The sequence below is a fragment of the Paraburkholderia pallida genome (assembly GCF_004524855.1).
GTDB lineage: Bacteria > Pseudomonadota > Gammaproteobacteria > Burkholderiales > Burkholderiaceae > Paraburkholderia > Paraburkholderia oxyphila.
The window spans coordinates 616,049-634,353 of the sequence record NZ_CP038148.1 but is presented as its reverse complement, the minus strand read 5'-3'; the positions used below and the strand labels follow the sequence as shown (position 1 = coordinate 634,353).

The window sequence follows — 18,305 nt, the reverse complement described above, 5'->3', positions numbered from 1 at the left end:
ATATGAATAAATCAGCGGAATGGCCCATTATCAATGAACGCTTTTGACACAGTCATTCTGACTTTCCTCACACAAATACATCTCCCGCCAATCGCCGACCGTGCAGTAAGGGTGGTCGCGGGCCTTTATACCTTCAAAGGCTTTTTGCTGATTCCATTGCTGTGGTGGATGTGGTTTCAGCCCGGCGAGCGCCGCGACTGGCGGCGCGAGATGGTGATCGCAACGGTGGCGAGCGGCCTGATCGCGCTTGCTGTCGGCCGTTTTCTCGCGCATTTTCTGCCGTTCAGGGTGCGGCCGATCTTCAATCCGGATCTGCATTTGCACTTTGCAATGGAATCGCTGAGAGATAGCGGATTAACCGGCTTCAGTTCCTTTCCAAGCGATCACGCCATGCTATGGGCGGCGATTGCCATGGGGATATTTCTGGTTTGGCGGGCAGTAGGTGTGCTGGCGCTTGCTTATACGGCGATCTTTATTTGCTTGCCGCGCGCCTATCTGGGTTTTCACTACCCGACTGACCTGCTCGCGGGCGCCGCGATCGGCATCGTCATTACCTGGATCTTGACGCGCGACTCCGTCCGCGCGCGCACCGCCGCTCCGGTTTTGCACTTGACGATGCGCTTTCCGGGACCCGCTTCGGTGCTCGCATTTCTCGTGTGTTTCGAACTGATCACGCAGTTCGACGACCTGTTGCGGCTCGCGCATTCGGTCTCGAAAGTGGTCTGAGTGGTGTGAGCAGCGGGGAGGGGCGTGGGAGCGCCTGCGCTGCGCTTACTCCTCGCAGCGAACGTCCTGCTTGCGTACGACGATGATCACCGGATAAGTGCCGTGCTCGAGCTCCACGCGCGTGACGACCGACATCGTCGTGTCGCCGCTGTCGTCATACACGCTCACTCGCTCGTTGCGCAAACTGACGACGCCAACGCAGCTGGACGCACGTCCTTCCTCGGAAACCTGGCACTGGATGGGGTTGTCGGCCAGGTAGCGATATTTGTTGTCGCTCGACTGGTATTCGCGAAAGCTTTGCGCCGAACCGCCCACGCCGGTGACGTAGCCGATGGCGCACGATTCGTTCGATGTGTTGCCGGCCGGGGGTGTCTCGGCCATTGCAAGCGCGCTCGTGGTAGCGAGGGCTGCTGAAAGTAGCGATACGACGATGGGGGTCATGGGGCGGTGTTTCATTGGGTCGACTTCGAGTAACGTGAGGCGTCCGGTCATTTCAATACAAAACCTTGCGACTAACCGCTGAGGCTTGCTGAGTAAGGCTGTTATCAATTCTGAGGGATTTTGTGTACCTGAATGTGTACCCAAAGCACGTCCCGCAACCTCGCCAGAAGTTGTGACGAGCGGCGCATCGAGCCTCTGGCGGAAACGTTGGCTGTTGTCCCTTTTACATCATTGAAAACCTGCAGCTCCCCTGGTTGGTCCGCCCCCGTCAAGATCCGGGCAAGATAGCTTCAAGTTGCGCGCAACGCCAATTCAAGAAAAATTCTGCGAGACAACTAGAAAAATTCTTATATAGCAAGGAGTTAGCGAATAGAATTCAAGTTCCTGCACGTGGCGATTCAAGATCATGGACCCGCTGTTCAAACATCACGAGCTACGCCTCCTCAACCCATCGTTTGACTCGCCATTGGTCGATGTGCTGACGGAACTTGAACACCTCCGCCGGCTCAAGTTGCAGGGAGACGCCCCTCCCAATATTTTCTTCCAGCTCAAAAGCATCTTCCACACCCTGGAAAGCTTGGGGTCAGCTCGCATCGAGGGCAATCATACAACTCTGGCTGACTACATCGAGAGCAAGGTCGAGGGTCGGCAGGAAGAGAGCGACCCGCTCCGCGAGATCGCGAATATCGAGGCGGCGATGAGCTACATCGACGACGCGATGAAGCCCGGCGACACGATTACGGACCACTTTATACGCGAGCTTCATGCCCTGACGGTCAAGGACCTCACGCGCGAAGGCGACCGTACTCCAGGCGCCTACAGGACGCGGGCAGTCCGGATCAATCAATCCGCGCATTTGCCCCCGGAGGCTGTCCTCGTGCCTGAGTACATGCAGGCGTTGGTCGGCTTCATTAACGAGCAGCATCAGCCCAAGTATGGGTTGATGAAAGTCGCTTTGGCGCATCATCGGTTTGGCTGGATTCACCCGTTCAGCAATGGAAATGGGCGTGTGGTGCGCCTGCTGACTTACGCGCTACTCATCAAGTATGGATTCAACGTCAAGGAAGGCGGCTGGGTACTGAATCCGGTCGCAGTGTTCTGCAACGACCGTGAAAAATACTATGAGATGCTCGGACGGGCTGATCAGGGAACTAACGAAGGACTGGAGGAGTGGTGCATCTACGTTCTCCAGGGGATTCTGGTTGAGATAAGAAAGGTCGACCAGCTAACGAGTTTTGCGTACCTGCGAGAGAACATTTTGGGCCCCGCGCTTGAGTATGCAGAGGAGCGGCAACTCCTAACCAAGGTCGAAGCGGCCATGCTCGGGCGGGCAATCAATGCCCAGTCCGTCAAGGCGGCTGACTTTTCCGACATCTTGGCGGGGCAAACACCGAACCAACGCACGTATCAGGTCAAGAAGCTCGTGGAGCGGAATATGTTGCAGCCGATCGAGCAGGGCGCGAGGACGTACGTCGCCTGTTTCGCAAACAGCTACCTGATTCGTGGAGTGATGAGATCCCTGGCGCAGCACGGATTCATTCCGGCACCGCTTGAACGGCCGACCGCTCATCAGGCGTCGATCGATTTCGAGTCCGTAGAGAGAGCCGAAGAGTAATTAATGGTCACTCAGCCGGATACGACAGTTGACCGGATAGTGCACAAAACCGTCGCATGATGGGCACGCACCACTGGACGGAGGCAATTCGATCCGATCGAACGATGTCCAATTGCGAGGTTCATCTGAAAAAGCGCCCAGGCCATCAGGCCCGAGCGAAGCCATCGGAAGCCCAATGGCGGAGGTATTCGAAATGCAGCTGGCCCGCTGCCGGACAATGCCGCGCTTAGCGAGCCAGTTCTTTAAACAGGAACGCGCTGGGGTGCTGCGCGCTCAGACTGCGATGTTCAGGCCAGATACTTTTGGCGTCCCACCTGTGCGTCCAAAATCAATGCATTACGGGTGGTTGTACATCGCGTTCCAGTCGGCCTTCGGCACAGCCGGACGACCTGCGTCCGACGAGCCGCTCGCGACACCGCCGTACCCGCTGTTTGCCGCGCCTTGCTGCGCAGCGACCTTCGCTTCGGCGGCCTGAATCTGCTGCGGGTAGGTCGTTTTATCGCCATCACCCGGGCGATAGCCCGCTTGCTCGAGCTGAACGAGTTCGGCTCGCACCTGGGCGCGGGTCACGGGGCCATTCGACTGGGCGAACGAAGCAACGGGGACGATAAGAGCAGCGGCAACAGCAACAGCCTGGATCAGGGATTTCATGATTACTACCTCCGATGACTTTTGTGGGCGGTGCGACAACTTGTCTGCATCCGATGACCCAAAGTCTAGGAGGATCGCCGTCGAGGGTTAACCCCTAGCAATCGAAGACATCTTTCCAACTGGTAGCAGAATCCTGGCATGTGCCCGTAAGTCGCCAACGCTTGGCAACGGGTCATTTACCGATACAAAACCGGCTAAAAATCACCCCAAGCAAATCATCGGACGTGAACTCGCCCGTGATCGAATTGAGCGACTCCTGCGCGAGTCTCAGCTCTTCAGCAAAGAGGTCGAGCGCTTGAGCGTTCTGGTCCGCGTGCGCTGCCGCCTGCGCGAGATGCTCGCGCGCCGTGCGCAGCGCAATGAGATGGCGCTCGCGTGCGAGGTAGATGCTCTGCCCGTGCGCCTGCCAGCCCGCGATGCGCAGCAGCTCGGCACGCAGGAGCGCAACGCCGTCGCCTTGCTTCGCCGATAACCGCACCTCGCACACTTCGGCACCATCACCCGCCTCGCCCGCCGGGCGCCTGGCCACCTCGGGCGCCACGCCGGTCAGATCGGTTTTGTTGAGCACGCGCACGACCGGCACGCCCGCTGGAAAGCGCGCCGCGATCGCTTCGTCCTCGGCGGTCATGCCGGTACGCGCATCGAGCAGATGCAGCACTACGTCGGCGCGACCGATCTCGCTCCAGGTGCGCTCGATGCCGATCTTCTCGACTTCGTCCTCGGTGTCGCGCAAGCCCGCCGTGTCGATCACGTGCAGCGGTATGCCTTCGATCTGGATCGTCTGCGAAATCTTGTCGCGCGTCGTACCGGCTACGGGCGTAACGATCGCAAGCTCGGCGCCTGCAAGCGCATTGAGCAGCGACGACTTGCCCACGTTCGGCTGTCCGGCGAGCACGACCGCGAGCCCTTCGCGCAACAGCGCACCCTGACGCGCCTCCGAAAGCACGTGATCGAGTTGCGCCCGAATGTTCGACAACTTGCCGCGTGCGTCGGCCGCCTCGAGGAAGTCGATCTCTTCCTCGGGGAAGTCGAGTGTGGCTTCCACGAGCATGCGCAGCGTCACGACGTCGTCCACGAGCGCGTGGATGTCGCGCGAGAACGCGCCATCGAGCGAGCGGCCCGCCGAGCGCGCGGCCGCTTCCGTGCTGGCTTCGATCAGATCGGCGACAGCCTCGGCCTGCGCGAGGTCGAGCTTGTCGTTGAGAAAGGCGCGGCGCGTGAACTCGCCTGGCTCGGCAAGGCGCAGGCCGAACGCGCGGCCCGCCTCGATACAGCGCTGCAGGACGAGCTGCAGCACGATCGGGCCGCCATGGCCCTGCAGTTCGAATACGTGCTCACCGGTGTACGAGTGCGGCGCCGGGAAGTAGAGCGCAATGCCGCGGTCGAGCACGGTGCCGGCGCCGTCGAGGAACGGCACGTAGCTGGCATGGCGCGCGCTCAGCGTCTGGCCGGTCAGCGCCTGCATCAGCACCTCGGCGGCGGCGGCGCCCGCGCGGCCAGCCGAGACTCGCACCACGCCGATGCCACCGCGTCCGGGCGCTGTGGCAATGGCGACAATGGGATCGGTATCGGTGGCGAGCATGGTGGACTGGATCAACGTGATTCGACGAGGTTAGGTGTGGCCGGCGAGGTGCGGCCGGCGAGGTGTGGCCGGCGAGGTGCGGCCGGCGAGGTGCGGCCGATGATGTGCAACCGGCCAGGTGCAGTTGGCGAAGCGTGGACTGCGTGCTGCGGCCAAACGCAGCGTGCCGACATCCTCTGGCCGCGCCCGCGAAAGTGCGTGGATTGTAACGCGATGCGTGCCCGTGCTTCCCCCGAAACTTCCATCGAGACTCATCCGACTTTATCTCAATTTAGATAAGATTAGTCTCTAGATGAATTGGCATTTCTGGGAATAAACACCCTGTCGATCGGGCAAAACTCCGATCTGGTGGGGCATCTCGCCGGACCACGCTGTACTTGTGCTACTGACAACTTCAGGTGATATGTAGCCTTCATAAGCTATATATCGCTCAATTGGTTGCTAACTTCGGTGAATGCTGGCTGCACAATTTAAAACATGCCAACCATCGAAGAAAAAGCCGCCTTCTCCGAACGTCTGAAGTTCGCGATGAAGCGCGCCCCGGAAAAGCTGCGTGGCAGCACCGACCTCGCGAACAAGTTCAACCTGCGCCATCACGGCGATCAGCCGGTGTCTCCACAGACTGCCCACAAGTGGCTGAGCGGCCGCACCATTCCCACCAACGACAAGCTGGAAACACTGGCGCAATGGTTCGACGTAGACGTGCATTGGCTCCACTATGGACCGTCGCCGGGCAACGCACTGGCCGCTCCCCAGCCACGCAAGCCGGACGAAAAATATCCACTTTCCGAGGAAACACTCGAGCTGGCCTCGAAGATCGAGGCACTGAGCGTGCATCACCGCTACCTCGTTGAAGAACTGGTCTCACAGTTCTACGGCGGCGGCAAGAAGCTCTAGCGGGCAGTATCGCCTGGCCGCGCTTTGGCACGGCAAGCAGACAAAACGCCGCACACGAGGCAGCGCCCGCGCAGGAAATAAAAAGCCGCCCGGCGCTTTGCCGGGCGGCTTCATTTTTGGTGCGCCTCGTTGCGAGGCGAGGGCGGCGTCTCGCGCCGCCCTCGCGCTCAGGCAGCGTCCTTCTTGGGCGAGGCGTCTTTCTTCGTCTTGCCTTTGCCCATCATGCGCGTGATGTAGTACTGCTGCGCGATCGACAGCACGTTGTTCACGACGTAGTACAGCACGAGGCCCGCCGGGAAGAAGAAGAACATGACCGAGAACGCGATCGGCATGAACATCATCATCTTGGCCTGGACCGGGTCCGGCGGCGTCGGGTTCAGCTTGGTCTGCATGAACATCGAGACGGCCATCAGCACCGGCAGGATGTAGAACGGATCCTGCTGCGAGAGGTCGTGAATCCAGAGAATCCACGGCGCGCCGCGCATTTCCACCGACGAGAGCAGCACCCAGTACAGCGAGATGAACACCGGGATCTGGATCACCACCGGCAGACAGCCGCCGAACGGATTCACCTTCTCGGTCTTGTAGAGCTCCATGAGCGCCGCGTTCATCTTCTGCGGGTCGCTCTTGAAGCGCTCGCGCAACGCCTGCATGCGCGGCGTGATCGCCTTCATGCGCGCCATCGACTTGTAGCTCGCAGCCGAGAGCGGGAAGAACACGGCCTTGATGAGCAGCGTGAGCAGCACGATCGCCCAGCCCCAGTTGCCCACATAGCTGTGGATCTTCTCGAGCAGCCAGAACAGCGGCTTGGCGATGATCGTCACCCAGCCATAGTCCTTCACGAGCTCCAGACCCGGCGCGATGCCTTCGAGCATGCGCTCTTCTTCCGGACCGGCGAACAGTTGCGCCTGCACGTTGTCGGTCGCGCCCGGCGCGATCGTGCCGAGCGGCTGCTTCACGCCCACGCGGTAGAGCGAGTTGTCGAACTTCTCGACGTAGATGTCACGCTTCACGCCTTGCTGCGGAATCCACGCCGTCGCGAAGTAGTGCTGCACCATCGCGATCCAGCCGTTGTTGGCCTGGTTCACGTAGTCGGCCTTGTTCTTGTCGATGTCGCTGAACGAGATCTTCTGGAAGTGATGCTCGTTCGAGTACACCGCCGGGCCGATGAAGGTATGCGAGAAGCGCGGCGTTTCCACCGGCTGGCTGTCGCGCACGAGCTCCATGTAGAGCGTGGGCGAGACCGGCGTGCTGCCGACGTTCTGCACCTTCGTGTCCACGCCGATCACATAGCTGCCCTTCGTGAACGTGTAGGTCTTGGTGACCTTCACGCCGCCCTTTTCGGGCGACTCGAGGCTGATCTGGAACGAATTGGCGTCGCCGCTCAGCTCGCGCGGGCCGTTGGCCGCCGTGTACACATCGGTGTGGTTCGGGAAGTCGCCGCCGAGCAGACCCGTACGCGCGAGGTACGTATGGTCCCTGGTGTGGTCGAACAGCGTGATGTACTGATTGGCCTTGCCGTCCTCTTCCTTCACGAGCGAGAGCTTCACGAGCGTGCCGCCGCGCGTGTCGATCTCACCGTCATAGACATCGGTGCGGAAGTGCACGAGCTGCGCGGCCGCTTCGGCGGGCTGGCCCGTGGTCGCGGGCGCCTGGCCCGCGCTGGTGGCCGGCAGGTCGGCCGCGGCGTTAGCCGCGTTCGCCGAACTCGTGGGCACTGCGCCGCTGGCGGCGCCCTGCTGGGTTTGCGTCGCGCTCGGGAAGAACATCGACTGACGTCCATGGTCGCGCTGCCAGTTGTCGTACAGCATGACCGCTGACATGAAGAAGATGACCCATAGGACGGTGCGTTTGATATCCATGCGTTGTCTCAGTGTCGATGGAGTGGCGCGTCAGCGCTTTTTCGGGGGTGCAGGGGGGACCAGGTCGACGCCGCCCGCCGAAAACGGGTGGCAGCGGCACAACCGCTTCGCGGCAAGGTAAGTCCCACGCGCGGCGCCATGATACTGGATTGCCTCGCGCGCGTAATCGGAACAAGAAGGATAAAAGCGGCACCGGTTGCCGAGCAGAGGACTCACGGCAAGCTTGTAGAAACGCAGTAACGCGATCAGTACCGTTTGCATGGCGTGGCGGCCGGACTGCGCCGCATCGAAATACGAACCTCGAGCCGTGCCGTCGGGCGCGGCCCGCACAGCGCGAACGCCGGGTTCGCGCGCGCTCGTCATGAGCTGGCGGGCGCTTGCGGCCCAGACTCATGCATGCGGCGCTTGCCGGCCTCGCGAGCCGCCTTCTCGAGCAAGGTCTCGATTTCGGCGCGGCACAACGCCTTCAGCGGTGGCGACGAGGCACCCGGCATGGCCTTGCGGTCAAATTTCGTGTGCAGGCGCAGCAGCAGGTCGAAGCCTTCGAACTGCGCGCGGCGCACGCGAAACGCCTCGCGGGCCATGCGGCGCACCAGGTTGCGCGTGACCGCGCGCGGCGCGTACTTCTTGCCAATCACGAGCCCAAGCCGCGCATCCTTGCCGGTGGGCCGCCCATACACGACGAAGTGCTCGGTGCGGCGCCAGGGGCGCAAACGAAAAACGGATGAGAACTCATCCGTTTTCAGTAGCCTTGCGGCTTTCGGGAAAGCGGCCTGCGTTCGCAACAGGGTAGTGCGCGCGTCGTCCGCTTCTTCCGACAGTTTCACGTCAGGCCCGCTATCGTTGATTGTGCAGATAGCGAAGCTATCGACAAAACTGGCAAGCGGCGCGCTTAGATGGCGAGGCGCTTGCGACCCTTCGCACGGCGTGCGTTGATCACTTTGCGGCCACCGGCGGTCTTCATACGCACGCGGAAGCCATGGGTACGCTTGCGACGGGTAACGGAAGGTTGGTAAGTACGTTTCATGTTGCTCTCACTTGTTGAGAATTGACCGCGGCGAGCATCGCGGAAAAAGCAATGGCCGGTGGTACAAGGGATTGGTTTTCGCGGAACCCGCTATTTAATCCCGTTTTTCGTTGGCCGTCAATAGGTTAGAGCATCGCAACAGCAGGATCGACCCTGGTGCGGTCCTGTCCCCACATGTGCGAAGCAGGGTGCGCCGCGCTGATCCGTCCCTGTGGATAACTTCCTGGTGAAGGGATTTCGGCGTTAGAATCTCGCCTATCCCAAGAATCCTGCATGCCGCTCTGGCCCGCCTGCTTGCCGCAAAACCCTTGCCGCGCGGGCGTCCGGAGCATTTGCCGTCGTCCCGTCAGGGCCTCGTTGCATTTGTGCGACACAAGCGGCGCGACCGCAATGCATGCAAACAAAACGACCACAGCAACTCGATGAACGAATTTTGGCAACACTGTTCCGCACTACTGGAGCGTGAGCTGACGCCCCAGCAGTACGTGACGTGGATTAAACCGTTGGCCCCGGTTGCCTTCGATGCTGCGGCGAACACGCTGCAGATCGCCGCCCCCAACCGCTTCAAGCTCGATTGGGTCAAGAGCCAGTTCTCGGGCCGGATCACTGATCTGGCGCGCGACTTCTGGCAGACGCCTGTCGACGTGCAGTTCGTCCTCGACCCGAAGGCCGGCATGCGTGCGCCGCACGTCGCACCGGCGCCCGCGCCGCGCGCACCGCTGGCCGCTGCGCCGGCAGAAACCGCGCACGCCGCGGCCCAGGCGCAACATCTGACACACCAGGCAGCTTTGTCCCATACGGGCATGTCCCATACGGGCATGTCTCAAGCAGGGATGACCCGCCCGGGCATGCCCCAGGCGGGCACGTCCTACACGAGCCCTGGCGCCGCGGCGCTTGCCGCCATGACGCACGCGGCGGCGCAAAACGCTGCTGCCGCGCAGGCGGCCGAAGACGCCGCCGACCTCGACCTGCCGAGCCTCGACGCCAACGAAGCCGCCGCAGGCCGCCGCGGCTGGCGGCCGGGGCAGGGTGCGGCTGCGGCCGCCTCGAGCGGCGAGCCCGACCCGACCTACGAGCGCTCGAAGCTCAACCCGGTGCTCACGTTCGACAACTTCGTGACCGGCAAGGCGAACCAGCTCGCGCGCGCCGCGGCCATCCAGGTGGCCGACAACCCCGGCATCTCGTACAACCCGCTGTTTCTCTACGGCGGCGTGGGCCTCGGCAAGACCCACTTGATCCACGCGATCGGCAATCAGCTGTTGATCGACAAGCCGGGTGCGCGCATCCGCTACATCCACGCGGAGCAGTACGTGTCCGACGTGGTGAAGGCGTACCAGCGCAAGGCGTTCGACGACTTCAAGCGCTACTACCACTCGCTCGACCTGCTGCTGATCGACGATATTCAGTTCTTCTCGGGCAAGTCGCGCACGCAGGAAGAGTTCTTCTACGCGTTCGAGGCGCTGGTGGCCAACAAGGCGCAGGTGATCATCACGAGCGATACGTATCCGAAGGAAATTTCGGGTATCGACGACCGCCTGATCTCGCGCTTCGACTCGGGCCTGACCGTGGCGATCGAGCCGCCCGAGCTGGAAATGCGCGTGGCCATTCTGATGCGCAAGGCGCAATCGGAAGGCGTGAGCCTGAACGAGGACGTGGCGTTCTTCGTCGCCAAGCACCTGCGCTCGAACGTGCGCGAGCTCGAAGGCGCGCTGCGCAAGATCCTCGCGTACTCGAAGTTCCATGGCCGCGACATTTCCATCGAGCTGACCAAGGAAGCGCTCAAAGACCTGCTGACGGTGCAGAACCGCCAGATTTCGGTGGAAAACATCCAGAAGACGGTGGCCGACTTCTACAGCATCAAGGTCGCCGACATGTACTCGAAAAAGCGCCCCGCGAACATCGCGCGGCCGCGCCAGATCGCGATGTATCTCGCCAAGGAGCTCACGCAGAAGAGCCTGCCGGAAATCGGCGAGCTGTTCGGCGGCCGCGACCACACGACCGTGCTGCATGCCGTGCGCAAGATTGCCGACGAGCGCACCAAGGACGCCCAGCTCAACCACGAGCTGCACGTCCTCGAGCAGACGCTCAAGGGCTGACGCCTCGCGAGCGCCGGTTAGAGCCGAGACTCTAACCGGCTCTAAGCGGCTGTTAAGCAGCGAGTCACGCGGAACAGAAGTCTGGAACAACGCGGGTGCCCCGTCAGCCAGGCTGCCGGGGTCCTCGCGGCCCACCTGTTTCTTGCGCGGATCGCCCCCAATTTAGGGAAGCGGTCCGTTTTCAGGCACAATATGGGTTTAACCGCGCTGCGGCCAGGCTGCCGCGCGGATTTCACGCCGCGGCCTGCGCTGCAGGGCGGCTCCAGGGTTTGTGGCGCTGGGCTCAATGCTGGCGCTAGCCCTGGACGGGGTGCGCAGACCGTCACATCAACGAAGGAACTCTATGCAACTGGTCAAGACCGAACGCGATAACCTGCTGAGGCCGCTGCAAACGGTGAGCGGCATTGTCGAACGCCGCCACACGTTGCCGATCCTCGCCAATCTGCTGATCACCAAAACCGGTTCCGACGTCTCGTTCCTGTCGACCGACCTCGAGTTGCAGATCACCACGACCGCCGACTTCGGCGTCGGCAACGACCAGGTCGCCACGACGGTCGCGGCGCGCAAGCTGCTCGACATCCTGCGCGCGATGCCCGACGGCCAGGTCACGCTCACGCTCGCCGACAAACGCCTCACGGTGCAGTCGGGCAAGAGCCGCTTCGCCCTGCAGACGCTCGCCGCGGACGAGTTCCCCACGGTGGCCCAGGCGAAGGACTTCGGCGCAAACCTCTCCGTGCCGCAGAAGACCTTCCGCCAGTTGCTCGGCATGGTCTACTTCGCGATGGCGCAGCAGGACATCCGCTACTACCTGAACGGCATGCTGCTCGTCGTGGACGGCGACCAGCTCATGGCCGTGGCCACCGACGGCCACCGCCTCGCGTTCTCGTCGATGAAGATCGAAGGCTCGTTCGCGCGCCAGGAAGTCATCATCCCGCGCAAGACCATTCTCGAACTCCAGCGCCTGCTGGAAGACATCGACGATTCGCTGCAGATCGACATCGGCTCCACGCAGGTGAAGTTCACGTTCGGCCAGGTCGAACTGGTCTCGAAGCTCGTGGAAGGCAAATTCCCCGACTTCCAGCGCGTGATTCCGAAGGCGCACAAGAACACTTTCCAGATCGGCCGTGAAGAGCTGCAACGCTCGCTGCAACGTGCGGCGATTCTCACGTCCGACAAGTTCAAGGGCGTGCGCTGCATCATCGAGCCGGGCCAGCTCAAGATCATGTCGACCAACGCCGACCAGGAAGAGGCGCAGGAAGAGCTGGAAATCGCCTACCAGGGCGACACCATCGACATCGGGTTCAACGTCACGTATCTGCTCGACGTCCTCGCGAACCTGAAGGTCGACACGCTGGAAGTGAGCCTCGGCGACGCCAGCTCCAGCGCGCTCATCACGATTCCCGAGAACGAGGAATTCAAGTACGTGGTGATGCCAATGCGCATCTAAAAAGCGCGACAGAAGAAGAACACCAGGGGGCGCTGCGCCCCTTTGGCGTTTTTATGGCTTTTCGAAAAAGTCTCGAGCAGTAACACAGGCAGTACGCAGAACCGGAAAATTCCATGACTGATACGAACAACTCGCAACCCGACAACAGCTACGGCGCCTCGTCGATCCAGATCCTCGAAGGACTGGAGGCGGTGCGCAAGCGGCCCGGGATGTACATCGGCGACACGTCGGACGGCACCGGTCTGCACCATCTCGTCTTCGAAGTGCTCGACAACTCGATCGACGAAGCCCTCGCCGGCTACTGCAACGACATCCACGTGGTGATCCACGCGGACAACTCGATCTCGATCACCGACAACGGCCGCGGCATTCCCACGGGCGTGAAGATGGACGACAAGCACGATCCGAAGCGCAGCGCCGCCGAAATCGTGATGACCGAGCTGCACGCGGGCGGCAAGTTCGACCAGAACAGCTACAAGGTCTCGGGCGGCCTGCACGGCGTGGGCGTCTCGTGCGTGAACGCGCTCTCGAGCTTTCTGCGCCTCACCGTGCGCCGCGACGGCAAGAAGCACTTCATGGAATTCCACCGTGGCGTGCCGCAGAACCGCATCCTCGAAGAGCGCGACGGCCACATGGTCTCGCCGATGCAACTGCTCGGCGACACGGAAAACCGCGGCACCGAAGTGCACTTCATGGCCGACGAAACCATCTTCGGCAGCGTCGAGTACCACTACGACATTCTCGCCAAGCGCATTCGCGAACTCTCGTTCCTGAACAACGGCGTGCGCATCCGCCTGACCGACCAGCGCACCGGCAAGGAAGACGATTTCGCCTTCGCGGGCGGCGTGAAGGGCTTTGTCGAGTACATCAACAAGGCGAAGCAGGTCCTGCACCCGAACATCTTCTACGTGTCGAGCGAGAAGGACGGCGTGGGCGTCGAAGTGGCGATGCAGTGGAACGACAGCTACAACGAAAGCGTGCTGTGCTTCACGAACAACATCCCGCAGCGCGACGGCGGCACGCACTTGACCGGCCTGCGCGCGGCGATGACGCGTGTGATCAACAAGTACATCGCCGATAACGAAATCGCGAAGAAGGCCAAGGTCGAGACCTCGGGCGACGACATGCGCGAAGGCCTGTCGTGCGTGCTCTCCGTGAAGGTGCCGGAGCCGAAGTTCAGCTCGCAGACCAAGGACAAGCTGGTTTCTTCGGAGGTGCGTGCGCCGGTCGAGGAAGTCGTGGCGAAGGCGCTGGAAGAGTTCCTGCTGGAAACGCCGAACGACGCCAAGACCATTTGCGGCAAGATCGTCGATGCCGCGCGTGCGCGCGACGCCGCGCGCAAGGCGCGCGAGATGACGCGCCGCAAGGGCGTGCTCGACGGCGTGGGCCTGCCGGGCAAGCTCGCGGACTGCCAGGAAAAGGACCCGGCCAAGTCCGAGGTGTACATCGTCGAGGGCGACTCGGCAGGCGGCTCGGCCAAGCAGGGCCGCGACCGCAAGTTCCAGGCAATCCTGCCGCTGCGCGGCAAGGTGCTGAACGTCGAGAAAGCGCGCTACGACAAGCTGCTTTCGAGCGAGCAGATCGTCACGCTGATCACGGCGCTTGGCTGCGGCATCGGCAAGGACGACTACAACCTCGAGAAGCTGCGCTACCACCGCATCATCATCATGACCGACGCGGACGTGGACGGCGCGCACATCCGCACGCTGCTGCTCACGTTCTTCTATCGGCAGATGCCGGACATGATCGAACGCGGCTATGTGTATATCGCGCAGCCGCCGCTGTACAAGCTCAAGGCGGGCAAGGACGAGCGCTATCTGAAGGACGAGACGGAGCTGAACGCGCATATGCTGCGCCTCGCGCTGCAGGGCTCGGAGCTCGTGCCGAACGAAGGCGCGACGCCGATTTCCGGCGACGCGCTGGGCGAGCTCGCGCGTTCGTACCAGCTCGCGCGCGGCGTGGTGGATCGTCTTTCGCGTTTGTATGACGAGCGTGCGCTCGAAGCGATCATGGACGGCGTGTCGATCGACCTGTCGAGCGAAGCTTCCACGGAGACTTCGGCACGTGCGCTCGAAGCGCAGTTGCGCGACGATCCGCTGAAGCCCGAAGTGACGGTCGTGCCGATGTACGACGCAGTGCGCGAGCAGCGCTCGCTGCGCGTGGAGCGCCGTCATCACGGCAACGTGAAGGTCTCGGTGATCGACGAGGAGTTCCAGCTCACCGCCGACTATCAGCAGCTCGTGAATACGGCCAATACGTTCAAGGGCTTGATCGGCAAGAACGCCCTCATCAAGCGCGGCGAGCGCAGCATGGCGGTGACCAACTTCAAGAGCGCGATGAAGTGGCTGATCGCGGATGCCGAGCGCAATGTCTCGAAGCAGCGTTACAAGGGGCTCGGTGAGATGAACCCCGGGCAGCTCTGGGAAACGACGATGGATCCGACCGTGCGGCGTTTGCTGCGCGTGCAGATCGAGGACGCGATTGCCGCCGATGGCATCTTCACGACGCTCATGGGCGACGATGTGGAGCCGCGTCGCGCGTTTATCGAGAACAATGCGCTGCGGGCGGGGAATATTGACGTTTGAGGCGTTGTGTAGCGGGAACCATAATGTGAGATTTTGGGATGCATCCATTGAGACTTTTATTGAATGAAGCGTCCCGATAGCTCAACTGATGGCACCCAGCCAAGCGCTGTTCCGGAAGGAAAAACGGCCACCTTTATGAGGTGGCCGTTTTTTCAGTGAGACTCCCAGACTCGGGTTAGCTATAGTCGTCGGCAATCTCGCTTTCGAACAACGCGGCCGCAGACGACGTAGTCGTAGCGATAGCCTGACGAACATCCTCTCGGGTCAGGTCCAACACCCGCCATTTCTCGTTCACCTGCGCGACGGATTCAATCCGCCGGAACACCGTCGGATGAGTTGCCGCGTATTGCACCAGGCCGCGCAGCTTTGGCACCGCGTCGCTGTACTGCGTGCCATGCGGGTCAACTAGGTCGGCCACCACTGTACCGTCATCCAGAATGGCAAAGAAAATAAAGTCCGGCCGAACAATCCTGTATTCGCCATCGTTTAGGTACGCTATGCCCAAAGACGACTGACTCGGCTGCTGTGGATTCCGATACCAGAACTTGAAGCCACTCCGCTTACGTTCCTTTCCGAGGACAACCTTTTCCCAGTCATTCAATTTCGCGGGGTAGTTGCCATTCTCATCGCAGAGAAGATGGTCCTCATATGTATCTAGGTTCTTGCTCTTATCGCCGAGTCGCTCCTGAGTCATCTCGTCCTTCGTTTCCGGCCGAACCAAGTCGACATCTTGCGGTTCGGTGCTCATCTCTCGAATCTGGCGATACGATTCCTGGCGGTCGTCCGACAGCTTCTTGATGGCGGCCCGATATTCTTCCAGCCAGGCCTTGGCCTGCTTGTCGGCAGCGACATCGAAGAAGGGGTGCACATTGGACACTAGACCCAGTGCGGCGATGTCGGTCCGTGCGTCATCAAGCGCATCTAGAAGCGAGTCTGGGTCATCTAGGTCAGCCGTCTTCTCGGCCAGAAATTGCGCGTATGAATGCGCGATAGGTGGACTGAAGACACGGGCGGCACGACGGAAGAAATCGTCGATAACGGCCATATCAGCAGCCTCGTGGAATTCATCAAACGACTTTTTCTTGTCCTGCAGATTGGCGTGGAGTGTCGTACCGTCAACCGTCACGACTGACTGACGTCTAGCGATAACGTCGTCCTTGAACTTCTCTTGGGCGGCGTCGAGCACCTCGTGCATGGCCGCGTGGGCCTTTTTGCCCGCCGCTGGCAACAATCCGTCAACAGCCAGCTCGTGGGCCAGTGCCGTCAGTCGCTTGGCCGGCTTGGCACCCTTCTGCGGACGAGTCTGAGAAGGAAGCGACTCGAACTTTTCCCATACCTCATCTGTTACGTCCGGATTGGGCTCCATTTCCCGCGGATTAACCAGCACGCGGGCAAAGCTGGCTTGAGTCTCGTCATCTCCGCCCTTCATCAAGGCATCGACAACCGACTCCGCCGTCTTCTTGTCGAAATGCGGCAACAGGCAGAACACTGAGTTCAACCGCAATGTTTTCCGTCAGGCTCATGACCAACGCGTCCTCATCGCTGACGCTCACCACAAGTGCGGGAATAGTCGCTTCGCCGAGCGTGCGGAATGCCTTCAATCGCCCCTCGCCACACACGAGCAGATATTTTTCGATGCCGCCTGCTGTGGCTCGTGGCGTGACCACGATAGGTTTTTTAAGGCCGATGGTCTTGATGTTGTCGACGATTTCCTTGAAAACCCGACTGTTCCGTTCTCGCGGATTGATAACTTCAATCTGGGCGACGGGGACCATCCGGATTTCTCCGAGCTGCTGCCGCGAATTCACGCTACTCTCCTGAGACGGGCGCGTTCGGCCATGCCATAGAGGTAGTCCAGCGTATCGAAGCGATAGCTCTCAAACTCGATTGGATTCCGGTCGGCGAGGTGAATGCGAGGTTGGCAAAAATCCAGATGTGGCAACAGGTAGTAGTCGAGGGTTGATTCATTCTTCTGGTCAAGCCGCACGGCAACCGTGATGTCCGGCAGAAGGCTGGTATCAAAGCGCACCTTCCAGTGATTGCGGCCATTGTCATGCGCCTGACAGCGCGCGAGCACGATGCAGGCTGTGAACTCGTCATTGACCGTCAGCAGGTCGGTCGCCGGGTCGCGTATCACCGTGCCACCCAAATCCGCGATTTTCGTCTCCGTTTGCGCGACGATTTCTGGATGCAGTTGCCGCAGGAAGCGGTTGGTTTCGATGTAACGATAGTCTCGGCCAGGCGTAAAACCGACTGCCTGGTAGGCCCGAATCAGGCTTCCGAATCGGTACACGTAAACCGACGTAGACGGCATGCCGGCGGTTTCATCAATCACAACACCCGACAGAAACCCGCGACTTCGGTACAGGTTACGCAGTCGTTCGATTAGCTCCTCGCTTGAATAACGACGCGCTCGCGCTCTCATGATGCCCTGAGCGGTGTAGAACGTCTCGCTTGGCACAATTGCCTGAAATGCGCCTTCTTTTCGAATCCACATGTCAGGTGTGTTGGTCACGCGCATTTTTTTCAGCTTGAACGACACACGGTTGTACACGTTGTTGCCGATGTATTTCTCGTTGGTCAAGACCTCCCGTACCGTAGCTCGAGTCCATTCCCGGTCAAGGTCAGTCCGCACGTGCATACCGTTCAGACGCGCGGCAATTTCGTATTCATCGAGCGACCCGTCGATAAACCAGTCGTAGATTAGGTTGACCGTTCGCACTTCGCTTTCCGGTCCTGGCATGAGAATTACCCGGTCTGTCTGCAGGCTTTTATGTTCGCCGCGGCGCAACTCTGTTTTCATGAGACCGTGGTCGTCGACCAACACGCGGCGCAGTCCATAGCCAGCTGGCCCTCCTTGCCGGAAGCCCATCTCAATCAATCGGCACTGGCCGGCGAACACCTTCGCCGACAGCTCCCGGCTGTATTCGCCGGCCATTGCCCGCTTTACCCCTTTAACAATAGTCGAGACAGGTGACCCGTCGTTCTCGAACTGCTCGGCGCAGTACGCCACCTGGATGCCAGCGCGGCGGCAGATGTACTCGTAATAGGCACTCTCGTCAGCATCCTGGAATCGTCCCCATCTGCTCACGTCGTAGACAAGGATGACGCTGAAGTCGGCGTTGCCATTGACCACATCGGCAATGAGATTTTGAAGTGCCTGCCGACCGTCGATTCGAAGACCGCTTTTACCCTCATCGGCATATGTGCGGACAATTTCGAATCCGCGGCGGGCTGCGTAGTCTCGAATCCTGTCGCGCTGATTCTCGGTCGAATACTGCTGATGTTCGGTCGACATGCGGACGTACTCCGCTGCGCGCCCGGCAGGCGAATTCGCTACGACCGGTGCATCCGCGTTATTGAATGACATGCTCCA

Annotated in this window: 15 protein-coding genes and 1 pseudogene; 6 read left to right on the top strand and 10 right to left on the bottom strand. The window is 60.9% G+C overall.

All coding sequences use genetic code 11. The features are described 5' to 3' along the window. Nucleotides 1-33 precede the first annotated feature (33 nt). Nucleotides 34-726, top strand: a complete 693-nt coding sequence (locus E1956_RS02800) for a phosphatase PAP2 family protein (protein WP_134747191.1) — start codon at nt 34-36, stop codon at nt 724-726. Between the two features lie 45 nt (nt 727-771). Here the strand turns inward: E1956_RS02800 and E1956_RS02795 are convergent, their stop codons facing one another. After that, nucleotides 772-1,107: a hypothetical protein gene (locus E1956_RS02795; RefSeq protein WP_232071238.1), complete on the bottom strand. Its 336-nt coding sequence runs from the start codon at nt 1,105-1,107 to the stop codon at nt 772-774. A 466-nt stretch (nt 1,108-1,573) separates the two neighbouring features. On the opposite strand from E1956_RS02795, the gene E1956_RS02790 reads away from it, so the two are divergent. Further along, nucleotides 1,574-2,782, top strand: a complete 1,209-nt coding sequence (locus E1956_RS02790; protein WP_134747187.1) for a Fic family protein — start codon at nt 1,574-1,576, stop codon at nt 2,780-2,782. Between the two features lie 336 nt (nt 2,783-3,118). On the opposite strand, the gene E1956_RS02785 is transcribed toward E1956_RS02790, so the two are convergent. Next, nucleotides 3,119-3,433: a DUF4148 domain-containing protein gene (locus tag E1956_RS02785; protein WP_134747185.1), complete on the bottom strand. Its 315-nt coding sequence runs from the start codon at nt 3,431-3,433 to the stop codon at nt 3,119-3,121. A 172-nt stretch (nt 3,434-3,605) separates the two neighbouring features. After that, complete coding sequence (mnmE, locus tag E1956_RS02780; protein ID WP_134750296.1) at nt 3,606-5,015, bottom strand: tRNA uridine-5-carboxymethylaminomethyl(34) synthesis GTPase MnmE; 1,410 nt, start codon at nt 5,013-5,015, stop codon at nt 3,606-3,608. A 477-nt stretch (nt 5,016-5,492) separates the two neighbouring features. Between mnmE and E1956_RS02775 the strand changes: the two genes are divergently transcribed. Continuing rightward, nucleotides 5,493-5,912 carry a transcriptional regulator gene (locus E1956_RS02775; protein WP_028221548.1) on the top strand — a complete coding sequence of 140 codons (420 nt, stop codon included), beginning with the start codon at nt 5,493-5,495 and terminating at the stop codon, nt 5,910-5,912. Between the two features lie 167 nt (nt 5,913-6,079). Here the strand turns inward: E1956_RS02775 and yidC are convergent, their stop codons facing one another. The 4 genes from yidC to rpmH form a co-directional block, all read right to left on the bottom strand. Further along, nucleotides 6,080-7,774 carry a membrane protein insertase YidC gene (gene yidC, locus E1956_RS02770; RefSeq protein ID WP_134747183.1) on the bottom strand — a complete coding sequence of 565 codons (1,695 nt, stop codon included), beginning with the start codon at nt 7,772-7,774 and terminating at the stop codon, nt 6,080-6,082. A 30-nt stretch (nt 7,775-7,804) separates the two neighbouring features. Continuing rightward, complete coding sequence (gene yidD / locus E1956_RS02765) at nt 7,805-8,035, bottom strand: membrane protein insertion efficiency factor YidD (protein WP_043287862.1); 231 nt, start codon at nt 8,033-8,035, stop codon at nt 7,805-7,807. A 98-nt stretch (nt 8,036-8,133) separates the two neighbouring features. Next, complete coding sequence (gene rnpA / locus E1956_RS02760) at nt 8,134-8,601, bottom strand: ribonuclease P protein component (protein WP_232071236.1); 468 nt, start codon at nt 8,599-8,601, stop codon at nt 8,134-8,136. A 65-nt stretch (nt 8,602-8,666) separates the two neighbouring features. Then, nucleotides 8,667-8,801, bottom strand: coding sequence for a 50S ribosomal protein L34 (gene rpmH, locus E1956_RS02755; protein ID WP_004198824.1), 135 nt, complete (start codon nt 8,799-8,801; stop codon nt 8,667-8,669). Between the two features lie 422 nt (nt 8,802-9,223). On the opposite strand from rpmH, the gene dnaA reads away from it, so the two are divergent. The 3 genes from dnaA to gyrB all read left to right on the top strand — a co-directional run bounded on the left by dnaA (nt 9,224) and on the right by gyrB (nt 14,929). Next, nucleotides 9,224-10,897: a chromosomal replication initiator protein DnaA gene (gene dnaA, locus E1956_RS02750; RefSeq protein ID WP_232071234.1), complete on the top strand. Its 1,674-nt coding sequence runs from the start codon at nt 9,224-9,226 to the stop codon at nt 10,895-10,897. A 343-nt stretch (nt 10,898-11,240) separates the two neighbouring features. Beyond that, nucleotides 11,241-12,344, top strand: a complete 1,104-nt coding sequence (gene dnaN / locus E1956_RS02745) for a DNA polymerase III subunit beta (RefSeq protein ID WP_134747181.1) — start codon at nt 11,241-11,243, stop codon at nt 12,342-12,344. Nucleotides 12,345-12,457: 113 nt separating this feature from the next. After that, the gene (gene gyrB / locus E1956_RS02735; protein WP_134747179.1) at nt 12,458-14,929 is read left to right on the top strand and encodes a DNA topoisomerase (ATP-hydrolyzing) subunit B; all 2,472 of its coding nucleotides are present in this window, start codon (nt 12,458-12,460) and stop codon (nt 14,927-14,929) included. Between the two features lie 175 nt (nt 14,930-15,104). Here gyrB and E1956_RS02730 read toward each other — a convergent pair whose 3' ends face one another. The 3 genes and pseudogenes from E1956_RS02730 to E1956_RS02720 all read right to left on the bottom strand — a co-directional run bounded on the left by E1956_RS02730 (nt 15,105) and on the right by E1956_RS02720 (nt 18,299). Continuing rightward, complete coding sequence (locus E1956_RS02730) at nt 15,105-16,427, bottom strand: hypothetical protein (RefSeq protein WP_197732807.1); 1,323 nt, start codon at nt 16,425-16,427, stop codon at nt 15,105-15,107. Between the two features lies 1 nt (nt 16,428). Further along, nucleotides 16,429-16,704: pseudogene (locus E1956_RS02725) on the bottom strand (ParB N-terminal domain-containing protein); the annotation flags it as partial. Between the two features lie 29 nt (nt 16,705-16,733). Further along, a complete protein-coding gene (locus E1956_RS02720) occupies nt 16,734-18,299 on the bottom strand; it encodes a recombinase family protein (RefSeq protein WP_134747177.1) in 1,566 nt (521 codons plus the stop codon). Nucleotides 18,300-18,305 lie beyond the last annotated feature (6 nt).

Excerpts from the sequence above, each read along its gene's own strand:
- E1956_RS02795 (WP_232071238.1), bottom strand. The coding sequence starts at position 1,107 with ATGGCCGAGACACCCCCGGCCGGCAACACATCGAACGAATCGTGCGCC.
- dnaN (WP_134747181.1), top strand. The coding sequence starts at position 11,241 with ATGCAACTGGTCAAGACCGAACGCGATAACCTGCTGAGGCCGCTGCAA.
- yidC (WP_134747183.1), bottom strand. The coding sequence starts at position 7,774 with ATGGATATCAAACGCACCGTCCTATGGGTCATCTTCTTCATGTCAGCG.
- E1956_RS02785 (WP_134747185.1), bottom strand. The coding sequence starts at position 3,433 with ATGAAATCCCTGATCCAGGCTGTTGCTGTTGCCGCTGCTCTTATCGTC.
- gyrB (WP_134747179.1), top strand. The coding sequence starts at position 12,458 with ATGACTGATACGAACAACTCGCAACCCGACAACAGCTACGGCGCCTCG.
- mnmE (WP_134750296.1), bottom strand. The coding sequence starts at position 5,015 with ATGCTCGCCACCGATACCGATCCCATTGTCGCCATTGCCACAGCGCCC.
- E1956_RS02790 (WP_134747187.1), top strand. The coding sequence starts at position 1,574 with ATGGACCCGCTGTTCAAACATCACGAGCTACGCCTCCTCAACCCATCG.
- E1956_RS02720 (WP_134747177.1), bottom strand. The coding sequence starts at position 18,299 with ATGTCATTCAATAACGCGGATGCACCGGTCGTAGCGAATTCGCCTGCC.
- yidD (WP_043287862.1), bottom strand. The coding sequence starts at position 8,035 with ATGCAAACGGTACTGATCGCGTTACTGCGTTTCTACAAGCTTGCCGTG.
- rpmH (WP_004198824.1), bottom strand. The coding sequence starts at position 8,801 with ATGAAACGTACTTACCAACCTTCCGTTACCCGTCGCAAGCGTACCCAT.
- dnaA (WP_232071234.1), top strand. The coding sequence starts at position 9,224 with ATGAACGAATTTTGGCAACACTGTTCCGCACTACTGGAGCGTGAGCTG.
- E1956_RS02775 (WP_028221548.1), top strand. The coding sequence starts at position 5,493 with ATGCCAACCATCGAAGAAAAAGCCGCCTTCTCCGAACGTCTGAAGTTC.
- E1956_RS02800 (WP_134747191.1), top strand. The coding sequence starts at position 34 with ATGAACGCTTTTGACACAGTCATTCTGACTTTCCTCACACAAATACAT.